This window comes from Microbacterium sp. Y355, from assembly GCF_059445345.1.
In genome coordinates this window covers 774,427-787,297 of record NZ_JCAIUD010000001.1, presented here as the reverse complement: position 1 = coordinate 787,297, position 12,871 = coordinate 774,427, and the positions used below count along the sequence as shown (strand labels likewise).

The following is a 12,871-nucleotide window of genomic DNA, read 5'->3' as shown; positions in this document are numbered from 1 at the left end:
CTTAGCCGGCTTGCATCCAGACGCAGCCGCTGCTGCGCTGCTCCGTGTCGGGCAGGCGGGTCCATTCTTGGCTCTGCTCGTTGAAGCGTGCCACGGTCACCAATGCCGGCGTTTCCGAACCGGGACTATCGACGAGAGGCGTCGCGGTCAGAATGAGTCCGTCGGGCGTCGGCGTGATGACGCGGTCGAATGAAGGCCCGAGCGGATCTGCAGGGAGGGCTGCCCACTCGCCGGTAGCGACGTCCAACATCAGATCTTCGGCCGCGCCGGTCTCATCCGCGCCGTTCTCATCTGAGAAAACGACGGCGAGAAGGCGGTCACCGTCCGCGACAAGCGTTCGCCACATCTCATCTGGCAGTTCCTGTGTCGCCCACACTGACGTCTTCGTGTCGTACGAGAGCAGCCGGGTGCGCTCTAAGGATTCTGTGACCGTTATGAAGAGCGTTCCGTCTACGAAAGCGGCGGATGACGAGACCACGCCGACCGGAGCTTCGGGGAGTTCGGTCCAGGTCTCAGTGGCCGGGTCATACGCGGCCCCATCCTGGGCGAATTCCGTGAGTATGCAGTCAGCGGTCGGAGGACACGGCGGACCAGGAACGCCGCCGACGACCAGGAGCTCTTGCCCGGTCCACGCGACGACCGGTTCGGTGCGCGGAGTGAGCGGGAAGTCGGGTAGCTGCTGCCACCCGGCGATTGGTGTGGGGGATGCTTCGACCGCAGCCGTTGGCATATCTGTGCATCCCGACAGCACCAGCACCGCGGCGAGGGTGCACAAGACAGCGCGATGGGGCTTCATGCTGACGAGTGTCTGAGGCCGGGCGATCGTCTCAGATGAAATTCGTCAGGTAATATCGATCCAGCGAGAGGGAGTATCCCACTTCTCCGCGTTCGTCATCACGAGCACCAACACTGTTGCTCCGGACGCGGGCCGCGTATTGTGCGGGGGAGAGACTTTCGGCCCTTTTTCCGACCCTCTCGAAAGGTGCTGAGCACCCTTGAATATCCCTGTCTGGTTTGAGATCACCGCATTGGCGGTTCTGGTCGCCATTCTCATCGGCGACCTATTGCTGGTTCGTCTGCGACCGCACATCCCCTCGACGAAGGAATCCAGCCTCTGGGTCGCCTTCTACGTCGGCCTCGCTCTGATCTTCGCCGTTCTGCTCTATTTCATCGCAGGTGGTCAGTTCGCTGGCGAGTTCCTCACCGGCTGGGCGCTCGAGTACAGCCTGTCGATCGACAACCTCTTCGTGTTCGTGCTGATCATGGCGCAGTTCTCGGTCCCGAGGCGTCTGCAGCAGCAGGTGCTGATGGTCGGCATCCTCATCGCCATTGTCCTGCGCGGTATCTTCATCGTCGCGGGCGTCGCGATCATCGAGAACTTCTCGCCGATCTTCTATCTGTTTGGCGCCTTCCTGATCTGGACCGCGATCCGCCAGGCCATGCCGGAGGGGGACCACGAAGGCGAGGCCAAGCGCGAGAACTTCATCGTTCGCTTGTTGCGTCGCCGCATCGACATCAGTGACGAGTACGACGACGCCAAGCTTCGCACCGTCGTCGGCGGCAAGCGCGTGTGGACTCCGATGATCATCGTGTTCGTGGCGATCGGTGTCACCGACCTGATGTTCGCGATCGACTCAATCCCCGCGATCTTCAGCATCACGCAGAATACGTTCCTCGTGTTCACCGCGAACATTTTCGCTCTGATGGGTCTGCGCCAGCTCTACTTCCTGCTCGGGGATCTGCTCGATCGCCTGCGCTACCTGCACTACGGCATCGCGGTCATCCTCGGCTTCATCGGCGTCAAACTGATCCTGCACGCAATGCATGTCAACGAGCTCCCGTTCGTCAACGGCGGACAGCACATCGAATGGGCCCCAGACATCCCGATCTGGCTGTCGCTGACGGTGATTGTCGCCGCGATGGGCGTTGCCACCGTCGCCAGCCTTATCGCGTCCGCGCGAGACCGGCGCCGCGCACCTGAGCAGCTGCACCCAGAGCCGCCCACGCACTAAGCGTCATGGTGCGAGCCACCCGCTGCATCGGTGTAAACTGACCGACATGCGGCGGGTGGTTCTTCTCCTTAGTGGCCGCGACGAGACCTCGAACTAGGCCTTTCTCGTCGCGGCGTTCAGCGTGGCCGAACCGCCAACTTTCGGAGATATCGACATGACCTCAGCTGACACCAATGTTTCTTCAGTTCGCCCGCGCACACTCGCTGAGAAGGTCTGGGATGACCACCTCGTCGTAAAGGGCGAAAATGGCGAACCGGACCTCATCTACATCGACCTGCACCTGGTGCACGAGGTCACGAGCCCACAGGCCTTCGACGGCCTGCGCTCAGAGGGGCGACCGCTGCGTCGCGTCGACCTCACGATCGCCACCGAGGATCACAACACTCCGACGCTTGAAATCGACAAGCCGATCGCAGACCTCACCAGCCGCACGCAGATCGAGACGCTGCGTCGAAACGCGGCCGAGTTCGGCGTGCGTATCCACTCGCTCGGCGACGCCGAGCAGGGCATCGTGCACGTGGTCGGTCCACAGCTGGGGCTGACGATGCCTGGCATCACTGTTGTCTGTGGTGACTCTCACACTTCAACACACGGCGCATTCGGTGCCATGGCCTTCGGCATCGGTACTAGCGAAGTCGAGCACGTCATGGCGACTCAGACTCTGCCGCTGAAGCCCTTCAAGACGATGGCGATCACCGTTGATGGCGAGCTCAAGCCCGGCGTCAGTGCAAAGGACATCATCCTCGCAGTGATCGCCAAGATCGGTACCGGTGGCGGCCAGGGCTACGTGCTCGAATTCCGTGGCAGCGCCATCCGCGCGCTCTCCATGGAAGGGCGCATGACGATCTGCAACATGTCGATCGAGGCCGGCGCCCGCGCTGGCATGGTCGCGCCAGATGAGACGACTTTTGCCTACCTGAAGGGGCGTGCACACGCCCCAGAGGGTCAGGACTGGGAAGATGCTGTTGCTTATTGGCAGACGCTCCCCACTGACGAGGGTGCGAACTTCGACGCCGAGGTCTTCCTCGACGCGAACGAGCTCGAACCGTTCGTCACCTGGGGCACGAACCCTGGTCAGGGCAGTTCGCTTTCAGCGTCTGTGCCCAACCCCGCCGATATCACCGACGCCAACGAGCGGGCGGCAGCGGAGCGTGCGCTGGAATACATGGATCTCACACCCGGTACGCCGCTGAAGGAAGTACCAGTGGATGCCGTGTTTATGGGCTCGTGCACGAACAGTCGTATCGAAGACCTGCGTGCGTTCGCATCGGTCATCAAGGGCCGAAAGAAGGCTGATGGCGTGCGTGTCATGGTCGTACCGGGCTCCGCACGCGTGCGCTTGGAAGCGGAGGCCGAGGGCATCGATCAGATCGTCAAGGACTTCGGCGCCGAGTGGCGATTCGCCGGCTGTTCGATGTGTCTGGGCATGAATCCTGACCAGCTTGCACCGGGGGAGCGCTGCGCATCCACGTCGAACCGCAACTTCGAGGGCCGTCAAGGCAAGGGCGGTCGCACGCACCTCGTCTCCCCGCTGGTCGCTGCTGCCACGGCGGTACGCGGCACGCTGTCTAGCCCCAGCGATCTCGACGTCGCACGCGAACTGGTAGGAGCCTGATCATGGACAAGTTCACCACCCACAAAGGTATCGCCGCGCCGATGAAGCGGTCGAACGTCGATACCGATCAGATCATCCCTGCGGTGTTCCTTAAGCGCGTCACCAAGACCGGCTTCGAGGATGCGCTCTTCTACGCATGGCGTCAGGACCCCGAATTTGTCCTAAACCAAGAGTCATTTCAGGGCGCCTCTGTGCTGGTTGCCGGTGCCGACTTCGGCACCGGATCCAGCCGCGAGCACGCCGTCTGGGCATTGCGAGACTTCGGCTTCCACGTCGTTCTCAGCCCCCGTTTCGCTGACATTTTCCTTGGAAACGCCGGCAAGCAGGGTCTGCTTGCGGCGACGATCTCTGAGGAAGACCTCGAGCGCATCTGGGCCGAGATCGACGCGAATCCCGGTACTTCCATCACGGTTGACCTCGAGGCGCGCACAGCCACAATCGGCGACTTCCAGGCCGACATCGGTATCGACGATTACACTAGATGGCGGCTACTCGAAGGGCTCGATGACATCGGGCTCACTCTGCGCAACGAAGACAAGATCGCGCAGTTCGAGGCCCGCCGCGAGTCGTGGCGGCCACGTACGCTCCCTGTCCGCTGACATCGAGCACTTCGTGGGCCAGGAGCAACCGCTCCAGTGGCTGATGCCGCGACCGTGAAATCGAAGTGAGGCCCATCGAATGACGACAACCGTGCGCGCTGAACTTCAGAATGGACTTTCTGCTTTGACCGGAGACGTACTGGCGATTCGAGGCGGCCGCGCGCTGCGGGGTCGTGTCGATGTGACTGGCGCGAAGAACCTTGCCACCAAGGCGATGGTTGCTGCGCTCCTCGGTGAAGATGCGAGCATCCTGCGTGATGTACCGAATCTGAGCGATGTCGCCGTGGTGCGCTCGCTGCTCGAAGTTCACGGCGTACGCGTGAGCGAGGGTGATGAAAAAGGTTCCCTGATCCTCGATCCCAGTGACGTCGAATCCGCGCACATGGAAGAGATCGACGCTCACGCCGGGGCATCCCGCATCCCGATCCTGTTCTGCGGTCCGCTCCTGCACCGGCTGGGTCAGGCGTTCATTCCCGATCTCGGCGGATGCCGCATCGGTGACCGTCCGATCGATTTCCATCTCGATGCGCTCCGCAAGTTTGGCGCCGTCGTGGAGAAGCTCCCCAGTGGCATCCGTCTGTCGACTCAGGGCGGACGACTGCACGGCGCGAACATTCACCTCCCGTACCCGAGCGTCGGCGCCACTGAGCAGGTACTGCTGACCGCGGTGCGCGCTGAGGGCGTCACGGAACTGCGCAATGCGGCCATCGAGCCGGAGATCATGGATCTCATCGCCCTGCTGCAGAAGATGGGCGCGATCATCTCCTACGAGCCCAACCGCGTCATCCTCATCGAGGGGGTCGAGAAGCTTCGCGGGTACGATCACCGCTCGATCTTCGATCGCAATGAGGCTGCGTCCTGGGCTTCCGCGGCTCTTGCCACCGACGGGGAAATCTTCGTCGGCGGTGCGAAGCAGCCAGAGATGCTGACCTTCCTCAACGTCTTCCGTAAGGCTGGCGGCTGGTTCGACATCCAAGAAGACGGCATCCTGTTCCGCCGCGATGGTGAGATCCGTCCTGTCGTGGTGGAGACTGACGTGCACCCGGGCTTCATGACCGACTGGCAGCAGCCGTTGGTGGTCGCTCTCACGCAGGCGAACGGCCGTTCCATCGTGCACGAGACGGTCTATGAGAACCGGATGGGCTTCACTCAGGCGCTGGTGAAGATGGGCGCCGACATCGTCGTTCACCCGCACGGTCTGCAGGACGGGCCGCGACGCGTGCCGCGCCGCGAACTCGAGCAGGCGGCGGTCATCACCGGTCCCACACCACTGCACGGCGCAGACATCGTGGTGCCCGACCTCCGCGGCGGCTACAGCCATGTGATCGCAGCGCTCACGGCGCAGGGCGAGTCGCAGGTCTCCGGTGTCGACATCCTCAGCCGCGGTTACGAGAACTTCCTCGCCAAGCTTGATGCTCTCGGCGCCGACTTCGACGTCGTCCGGTGAGCCCGATGGGCTCCCGCTCATCTGAGAAATCTCGCCCGAGTCTGTTCTGGCCGCTCGCGGCGCTCGTGGTGCCTGTAGTCGGCTACCTTGCGAAGATCGAGATCCAGGGCGAAGAGAAGCTCCCGCAGAACGGAGCGTTTGTCCTTGCTCCGAATCACTATTCAGAGCTTGACCCGCTGATCGTCGCCGTCGCCGTCTGGCGACTCGGGCGTGCTCCGCGGTTCATGGCCAAGGAGAGCCTATTTCGTCTGCCGGTCCTCGGCTGGCTCCTGAAGAAGACCGGTATGGTGCCCGTCGCGCGCGCGACGTCAGCGGCTGCTGCGAAGCAGACTATTGAGCAGTCGCGGGCGCTCGTCAAGGACGGTCGCGGCGTGATCGTGTATCCAGAGGGCACACTGACGCGGGACCCGGAGTTGTGGCCAATGCGCGGCAAGTCCGGTGCGGTGCGACTTGCGCTGTCAGGCGACATCCCCCTGATTCCGATGGCGCAGTGGGGAACGCACAAGATTATGGGTCGGTACCAGAAGGGTCTGAGCCTATGGCCACCGCGCAAGCGCGTGCAGATCCTCATTGGCGACCCCATCGATTTGGACGATCTCAAGGCGCGCGCAGGCGAATCTGCGACACTCACCGAAGCGACACAGCGGACCATGAGCGCGATCACCGCCCTGCTCGAAGACCTGCGTGAAGAGAAGGCGCCGGCGACGCGCTGGAATCCCAATGATCACGGACAGAAGGAGACCGGACGCCTTGACTCGTAAGAATCTCGCGTCGACTGGGCCTCGCGTCACGGTCATCGGTGCCGGCAGTTGGGGCACCACGTTCGGAAAGATCCTCGCCGATGGCGGGGCACAGGTGACAATGTGGGCACGTCGTCCCGAACAGGCGCTGGAGATCGCCGAAGGAAAGCGCAACTCCAAGTACCTGCCTGGCATCAACCTGCCGCGCTCGATCACCGCCACTCACGAACTCGCGACCGCGATTGAGGGTGCCGAACAGGTGTACCTCTCGGTGCCCAGCCAGTCGCTTCGAGAGAACCTCAAGGCGCTGCGCCCATTGCTCGACGACAGCGACGCACCGATCATCAGCCTGATGAAGGGTGTGGAGCGCTCCACAGGTCTGCGTATGAGTCAGGTCATCGAGCAGGAGATCGCTTGCGATCCGATGCGCATCGCGGTGGCATCCGGCCCGAACCTGGCGCTTGAAATCGCACGTGAGCAGCCGACGGCAGCGGTCATCGCGTCGCTCAGCCAGGAGACCGCTGAGACGGTCGCCCGTGCCGCCCGAAACTCCTATTTCCGCACCTTCGTGAACACTGATGTAATCGGCACTGAGTTCGGCGGGGTGCTCAAGAACCTCATCGCGGTCGCGATCGGTATCGTGGACGGCGTCGGCTACGGGGAAAACACCAAGGCGTCAATCATCACGAGAGGTCTGGTCGAGATGACGGACTTCGCTGTTGCAAACGGCGCCCAGCCGGAGACGCTGCAAGGACTCGCCGGTCTCGGCGATCTGATCGCCACGTGTCAGTCGCCACTCAGCCGGAACAACACGGCGGGACGCCTCCTCGGTCAGGGTTACAGCTACCAGGACGTCGTGAAGCAGATGAACCAGACGGCAGAGGGCCTGGCCTCCGTCTCTCCGATTCTCAAGCTGGCCCACGAATCTGGCGTACACATGCCCATCGTCGAGCAGGTGAAGATGGTGCTCGACGGGAAGATGAACCCGCGCGACATCGCACCCCACCTGACGACAGAAGACGACACTCCTCAGGAGGAGAGAACCAATCATGGACAAGCAGACGGTGGTGGTGCTCTTCGGCGGGCGTTCCAGCGAGCATTCCATCAGTTCCGCAACGGCGGGCGGAGTGCTGCAGGCGATTGATCGCGATCGATACGAGGTGATCCCGATCGGGATCACCCGTGACGGTGCGTTCGTCTTGGAGGAAGACGATCCGGCAAAGTTCGCACTGGATGCTGCGAAGCTCCCAGAGGTCGTCGACAACGGCACACGCGTGCAGTGGCCGCAACCAAACGGAGATCGCGCGCTGCGCGTGACGCACGCTGATGGTTCGGTCGTCGGATTTGGCGAGATCGACATCGTGCTCCCATTGCTGCACGGTTTGCATGGCGAGGATGGCGCGATCCAGGGATTCTTCGACGTGCTCGAAGTTCCGTATGCCGGCTGCGGCATCCTCGATTCTGCTGTGTGCCTCGACAAACACTTCACGAAGCTCGCGCTGTCTGCTGCAGGTCTTGCCGTCGCACCGGGCGTCACGATCCGTCGAAGCCGGTGGGAGGCCGACTCGGTCGGACTCCGCACCGAGATCGCCGCTCTGGGCTCCGTCGTATTCGTCAAGCCAGCCAGTGCAGGATCAAGTGTCGGGGTGTCGCGCGTCGTCGACGGCGATGGTCTGGACGAGGCGATGCGCATCGCATTCGCAGAAGACGAGAAGGTTCTCGTCGAGTCGATGGTCACAGGACGTGAGATCGAAGTCGGAGTGCTCGCCGGCCGCGATGGCAGGCCGCCACGTGCTTCCCTTCCCGGCGAGGTCGTGCTCACGTCGCGCAGCTTTTACGACTTCGAGGGGAAGTACCTCGGTGGTGAAGGTGTCGAGATCGTTTGCCCAGCCGACGTCGACGACGAACTCATCACACGACTTCGTGACACCGCTCTGCGTGCGTTCGAAGCGGTCGATGGCAAGGGCCTCGCGCGGGTCGACTTCTTCGTCACCCCTGGTGGGGAGCTCATCGTCAACGAGCTGAACACGATGCCTGGCTTCACACCGATCTCGATGTTCCCGAAGTGCTGGATCGCCTCGGGCATGAGTTACAGCGACCTGATCACCGAGCTAGTCGAGATCGGGCTCGGCCGCTGAGCGGAACGCTCACTTCAGAAGAATTTGGGCTTCCTCGTCGAGTTCATCGGGTGCTGTGCACCGGCCGTCGGCGGGGACTGCGGTGATCGCGCCGACGAGAGCGCGAGAGCTGATCACATCATTCGAACTGACGACGGTAGTGTCGATGCCCAGTTGCACCGCAGGGTCGCGTCCGTAAGTCGTCAGACGCAGAAACGGCGTTTCGGATGCATCGACAAGCCAGTCGACGCCTTCCAAGGTCACGCACTGCAGTTCGCTCGTGGGCGCCGGTACGGTGACTCCGCAGCGCAAGAGGACGGCGGAGTCGTCTCCTGGCACGCCCCAGGCGGCGGTGGCCTGGGCATCGGTCCATCGCCGGTCCATTTCGGCCACGCTTGCGGCATTGTTCAGCCCGACTGACACCTCGGCGCACAGCGGGTTGTTCGCGTCATCCGCCGGTTCGAGATGCACGGTGGTCGAGCATCCGCTGAGTAGAGCCGTTCCGAGCAGAACGGCAGCGACTGTGGCGAGACGACGGGACATGATTCCAGGCTACCTTTGACAGCATGCCTTCCCGTTCAGCTGACGATGACCCACGTTTGGGTGATCTCTCCGAAGGTACGATTCTGCGTGCCATCCTTGCCCGTACCGCGCCCGCAGCACGAGCGATCATCGGACCCGGTGACGATGCAGCGGTGATTTCCACACCGTCCGGCTCTGTTGTCGCGACCACCGACACTCTTGTGCACGGGCCGGACTTCCGGTTGGCCTGGTCGAGCGGGTACGACCTTGGCTGGAAGTCCGCGGCAGTGAACCTCGCGGATGTCGCTGCGATGGGCGCGCGTCCTACGGCGCTTCTGGTGGCGCTTGCCGTACCTCGCGATCTTCGACTTTCGTTCGTCGAGCAGTTGGCCGACGGTCTTCGTGCCGCGTGCGAGGCGCTTGCTCCAGGCTGCGCAGTTGTCGGGGGTGATCTGACCGTGTCTGACGTGCTCACGGTCGCTGTCACGGCTCTGGGTGACCTGGAGGGGCGAGATGCTGTCACGCGCTCGGGTGCACGGCCAGGAGATGTCGTCGCGATCGCCGGTGAACTCGGGCATGCCGCTCATGGACTCGCCGTCCTGTTCGGTCGTTTCCGCGATGGCGACACACCCGTTCCGATCGACCCGTCCGCGCTTGAGTCAGGCGAGCGCGCCGCCCTTGATGCGCAGCTACGGCCTGCACCTCCGATAGGGCTCGGTGTGATGGCGGCAGTGGCTGGTGCAACAGCGATGATGGACGTCTCTGACGGACTCTCTCTCGATGCCGGTCGGCTTGCCGCGGCATCCGAGGTCACGCTTGATCTCGCCCGAGCGGCGCTCGGTGCTCACCCTGACCGCGCGTTGGCGGGCGGGGAAGACCATGGGCTGCTGGCGACATTCCCACCTGGCACGCTGCCGCCTGGCTTCCGCATCATCGGTGAAGTTCGTGAGCAGGGCACCCAAGGCGTGCTGTGTGACGGTGAGCCGGTGGATGCTGCGGGGTGGGACCCCTACCGTGATTGGGATTCTACGGCGGGCTGAGCCCACCACACGGCGGTGTCTCCGTAGGCCTTCTCGCGGAACACCTCAAGGTGTGCGGCTGCGACGTCTGGCGCAGTAGATCGGCGTGCACGCTCGATCACGACGACGGCGTCCTCTGAGAGTAGCGGCGCGAGTGCGACCAGATCGGCCGTCATTGCTGCGTCGTCCAGGTCGTATGGCGGATCGGTGAAGACGAGGTCATAGGTACCAGCGTCGCGCTTCAAGAACGCCAGCACTGCGCTCTCGTGCACGCGGGCGGACGCGACGCTGAGCGCTTTGGTCACTATGGCTGAATTGCGGCGCACGATTGCGGCTGCGGGGCGGGAACGCTCCACGAGGTCCACACTTGTCGCGCCCCGGCTGAGGGCCTCGAGTCCCAGTGCTCCGGAGCCGGCATACAGATCGAGCACACGAGCACCGGCGATGGCATCCGCAGATTCCAGCGCGGCGAACAGTGACTCGCGCACCCGATCGCTGGTGGGGCGCGTGCCGCTGCCCGGTACCTCCAGGCGGTGTCCTCGTGCCTCTCCGGCGATGATTCTCGTCACCCGTTCAGCCTATGACTGTCCGCGGTGTTCTCTAGACTTCAGACATGGTCTTCTCTCTCGACACGAGCCTGGCTGACGCCATCGGCCCGGCGGCGACGAAGAAGGTCGAGCGTGCATTCGACATGCAGACCGTCGGCGATCTGCTCGGGCACTACCCTCGTCGTTACGCCGACCCCGCTGAGTTGACACCCATCCGCGATCTTCCGGTCGGTGAGACCGTCACCATCGTGGCCGAGGTGCTGTCGTCATCGGCGCGCACCATGCGAAATCGACCAGGTGCCATGACCGACGTGATCATCGGCGACGAGCACGGGCGAGTCTCGCTGACGTTCTTCGCGAAGAACCTCGCCCAGGCTCAGTGGCGGGCGAACGAGATGCGGCCCGGCCGTCGAGGGGTCTTCTCCGGCAAAGTCGGGATGTACAACGAGACGACGCAGTTCGCCCACCCTCAGGTCGAACTCTTCGACGATGAGGAAAGCGCGCAGGCCCGTGCAGATGACAGGGCACACCGGCCGATCCCGATCTATCCTGCGACCTCGGCCGTTGCCAGCCAGCAGTTCAGGGAACTCGTCGAGAAGATACTGCCGGAGCTCGGTGAAGTGCCCGATCCGTTGGCGAAAGAGATCCGCGTGCGCGAGGGGCTTCTTGACGCTCGTACCGCGCTGGTCCAGCTGCACCGACCGCAGACCCTCAACGAGGTCGATCCTGCTGTGCGCACCATGCGGATGCACGAGGCCCTAGTGCTGCAGACGGCGCTGTTGCAGCAGCGTGCCGCAGTACGTGCATTGAGCGCTACAGAGCGCCCAGCGAAGCCTGGTGGGCTGCTGGAGCGCTTCGACGCTGCGATGCCCTATACGCTCACACCCGACCAGCAGACAGTCGGCGATCAAATCGCGGATGACCTCACCGGCGCGTGGCCGATGAACCGGCTTGTGCAGGGGGAGGTGGGTTCGGGTAAGACCCTCGTCGCGCTGCGTGCGATGCTGCAGGTTGCAGAATCTGGCGGGCAGGCCGCGCTGATTGCGCCGACCGAGGTGCTCGCTTCTCAGCATTTGCGCTCCATTACGCGGATGCTGGGCCCGGCACTGGCGCCGCTTCTGATGCCGACACTGCTCACGGGGCAGATGTCGGCACCTGAGCGACGCAAGGCTGCCCTGCGAGTCGCTTCGGGCCAGTCGTTGATCGTCGTCGGCACCCACGCGCTTCTGGGGGAGAAGACGACGTTTGCCGATCTCGGACTGGTCGTCGTGGATGAGCAACACCGTTTCGGCGTCGAGCAGCGCGAAGCGCTCCGTGCGAAGGGGTCGAGCCCGCACGCGCTGGTGCTCACGGCCACCCCCATTCCCCGAACGGTCGCGATGACGGTGTTCGGTGATCTTGACACCTCCGTGATCCGAACGATGCCCGCGGGACGTGCGGGCATCGAGTCTTTTGTTGCGCCGCTTGCGGAGCATCCGGACTGGTTTCGTCGAGTGTGGGCGCGGGCTGCGGAAGAAGTCGCGTTGGGCAGACAGGTGTTCGCTGTGTGCGCCGCGATCGATACGACCAAGAAGAGCTCTGGCGAAGAAGATCAGGCCGCGCTGATGCCGTCGGAAGAAGGCGCCACCGGTCCACGTTGGGGGGTCGCACAGCTCGATGCCGTTCTGGCGACGCATCCGACGGTCGGTGGGCTCCGGCGTGCGGTGCTGCACGGAAAGATGCCGGCAGACCAGAAGGATGCCGTGATGCAGGCCTTCGCGCGTGGGGAGATCGACGTGCTGATCGCCACGACTGTCATCGAGGTCGGAGTGGATGTGCCGAATGCCTCGACGATGATTGTGCTCGACGCCGATCGATTCGGCGTCTCTCAGCTGCACCAGCTGCGCGGTCGCGTCGGACGTGGCGAAGTTCCTGGATTGTGTCTGCTCGTCACCGAGGCCGAAGAAGGTTCCCTTGCGCGTGACCGTGTCGAGGCGGTCGCGGCAACCCTGGACGGCTTCGCTCTGGCAGAAGTCGATCTCGAGCTGCGTGGCGAGGGCGATGTGCTCGGGTCGACGCAGTCTGGTGTGCGGTCGTCGTTGAAGCTTTTGCGGGTGGTGAAAGACTCGAAGCTCATCGCCAGAGCTCGCGAGCTTGCGGAAGACATTCTGCTGACCGACCCGCAGCTTGACTCGCACACCGGGTTGCGAGACGTCATCAAGCGTCGCGTGACTGAAGACGATCGGGCCGCGCTCGCGAAGAATTAGGCACCT

At 63.5% G+C, this 12,871-nt stretch carries 12 protein-coding genes; 9 read left to right on the top strand and 3 right to left on the bottom strand.

Annotated features, from left to right (window positions below; all coding sequences use genetic code 11):
* Position 1: 1 nt before the first annotated feature.
* Positions 2–796, bottom strand: coding sequence for a Kelch repeat-containing protein (locus tag AC1C2O_RS03920; protein WP_495429139.1), 795 nt, complete (start codon positions 794–796; stop codon positions 2–4).
* A 199-nt stretch (positions 797–995) separates the two neighbouring features.
* Between AC1C2O_RS03920 and AC1C2O_RS03915 the strand changes: the two genes are divergently transcribed.
* From AC1C2O_RS03915 to AC1C2O_RS03885, 7 genes are all read left to right on the top strand, one after another.
* Positions 996–2,012 (top strand): TerC family protein, encoded by a 1,017-nt coding sequence (locus AC1C2O_RS03915; RefSeq protein WP_495429138.1) that lies wholly within the window; start codon positions 996–998, stop codon positions 2,010–2,012.
* 154 nt (positions 2,013–2,166) lie between these two features.
* Positions 2,167–3,627 carry a 3-isopropylmalate dehydratase large subunit gene (gene leuC, locus AC1C2O_RS03910; RefSeq protein ID WP_495429137.1) on the top strand — a complete coding sequence of 487 codons (1,461 nt, stop codon included), beginning with the start codon at positions 2,167–2,169 and terminating at the stop codon, positions 3,625–3,627.
* Positions 3,628–3,629: 2 nt separating this feature from the next.
* The gene (leuD, locus tag AC1C2O_RS03905; protein WP_495429136.1) at positions 3,630–4,226 is read left to right on the top strand and encodes a 3-isopropylmalate dehydratase small subunit; all 597 of its coding nucleotides are present in this window, start codon (positions 3,630–3,632) and stop codon (positions 4,224–4,226) included.
* A gap of 79 nt (positions 4,227–4,305) precedes the next feature.
* The gene (murA, locus tag AC1C2O_RS03900) at positions 4,306–5,673 is read left to right on the top strand and encodes a UDP-N-acetylglucosamine 1-carboxyvinyltransferase (RefSeq protein WP_495429135.1); all 1,368 of its coding nucleotides are present in this window, start codon (positions 4,306–4,308) and stop codon (positions 5,671–5,673) included.
* A 5-nt stretch (positions 5,674–5,678) separates the two neighbouring features.
* Positions 5,679–6,434 (top strand): lysophospholipid acyltransferase family protein, encoded by a 756-nt coding sequence (locus AC1C2O_RS03895; RefSeq protein ID WP_495429134.1) that lies wholly within the window; start codon positions 5,679–5,681, stop codon positions 6,432–6,434.
* Positions 6,394–7,557 (top strand): NAD(P)H-dependent glycerol-3-phosphate dehydrogenase, encoded by a 1,164-nt coding sequence (locus AC1C2O_RS03890; RefSeq protein WP_495429133.1) that lies wholly within the window; start codon positions 6,394–6,396, stop codon positions 7,555–7,557. The genes AC1C2O_RS03895 and AC1C2O_RS03890 overlap by 41 nt, the downstream gene beginning before the upstream one ends.
* Complete coding sequence (locus AC1C2O_RS03885; protein WP_495429132.1) at positions 7,463–8,551, top strand: D-alanine--D-alanine ligase family protein; 1,089 nt, start codon at positions 7,463–7,465, stop codon at positions 8,549–8,551. The genes AC1C2O_RS03890 and AC1C2O_RS03885 overlap by 95 nt, the downstream gene beginning before the upstream one ends.
* 9 nt (positions 8,552–8,560) lie before the next feature.
* On the opposite strand, the gene AC1C2O_RS03880 is transcribed toward AC1C2O_RS03885, so the two are convergent.
* Complete coding sequence (locus tag AC1C2O_RS03880) at positions 8,561–9,073, bottom strand: DUF3515 family protein (protein WP_495429131.1); 513 nt, start codon at positions 9,071–9,073, stop codon at positions 8,561–8,563.
* 23 nt (positions 9,074–9,096) lie between these two features.
* On the opposite strand from AC1C2O_RS03880, the gene thiL reads away from it, so the two are divergent.
* Positions 9,097–10,092 carry a thiamine-phosphate kinase gene (gene thiL / locus AC1C2O_RS03875; RefSeq protein WP_495429130.1) on the top strand — a complete coding sequence of 332 codons (996 nt, stop codon included), beginning with the start codon at positions 9,097–9,099 and terminating at the stop codon, positions 10,090–10,092.
* Here the strand turns inward: thiL and rsmD are convergent.
* Positions 10,062–10,640, bottom strand: coding sequence for a 16S rRNA (guanine(966)-N(2))-methyltransferase RsmD (gene rsmD / locus AC1C2O_RS03870; RefSeq protein WP_495429129.1), 579 nt, complete (start codon positions 10,638–10,640; stop codon positions 10,062–10,064). The two genes, thiL and rsmD, sit on opposite strands and share 31 nt — an antisense overlap.
* Positions 10,641–10,684: 44 nt before the next feature.
* On the opposite strand from rsmD, the gene AC1C2O_RS03865 reads away from it, so the two are divergent.
* A complete protein-coding gene (locus AC1C2O_RS03865; RefSeq protein ID WP_495429128.1) occupies positions 10,685–12,865 on the top strand; it encodes an ATP-dependent DNA helicase RecG in 2,181 nt (726 codons plus the stop codon).
* The last annotated feature ends 6 nt before the right edge of the window (positions 12,866–12,871 follow it).

Excerpts from the sequence above, each read along its gene's own strand:
- AC1C2O_RS03920 (WP_495429139.1), bottom strand. The coding sequence starts at position 796 with ATGAAGCCCCATCGCGCTGTCTTGTGCACCCTCGCCGCGGTGCTGGTG.
- leuC (WP_495429137.1), top strand. The coding sequence starts at position 2,167 with ATGACCTCAGCTGACACCAATGTTTCTTCAGTTCGCCCGCGCACACTC.
- leuD (WP_495429136.1), top strand. The coding sequence starts at position 3,630 with ATGGACAAGTTCACCACCCACAAAGGTATCGCCGCGCCGATGAAGCGG.
- murA (WP_495429135.1), top strand. The coding sequence starts at position 4,306 with ATGACGACAACCGTGCGCGCTGAACTTCAGAATGGACTTTCTGCTTTG.
- AC1C2O_RS03895 (WP_495429134.1), top strand. The coding sequence starts at position 5,679 with ATGGGCTCCCGCTCATCTGAGAAATCTCGCCCGAGTCTGTTCTGGCCG.
- AC1C2O_RS03890 (WP_495429133.1), top strand. The coding sequence starts at position 6,394 with ATGATCACGGACAGAAGGAGACCGGACGCCTTGACTCGTAAGAATCTC.
- AC1C2O_RS03885 (WP_495429132.1), top strand. The coding sequence starts at position 7,463 with ATGGACAAGCAGACGGTGGTGGTGCTCTTCGGCGGGCGTTCCAGCGAG.
- AC1C2O_RS03880 (WP_495429131.1), bottom strand. The coding sequence starts at position 9,073 with ATGTCCCGTCGTCTCGCCACAGTCGCTGCCGTTCTGCTCGGAACGGCT.
- thiL (WP_495429130.1), top strand. The coding sequence starts at position 9,097 with ATGCCTTCCCGTTCAGCTGACGATGACCCACGTTTGGGTGATCTCTCC.
- AC1C2O_RS03865 (WP_495429128.1), top strand. The coding sequence starts at position 10,685 with ATGGTCTTCTCTCTCGACACGAGCCTGGCTGACGCCATCGGCCCGGCG.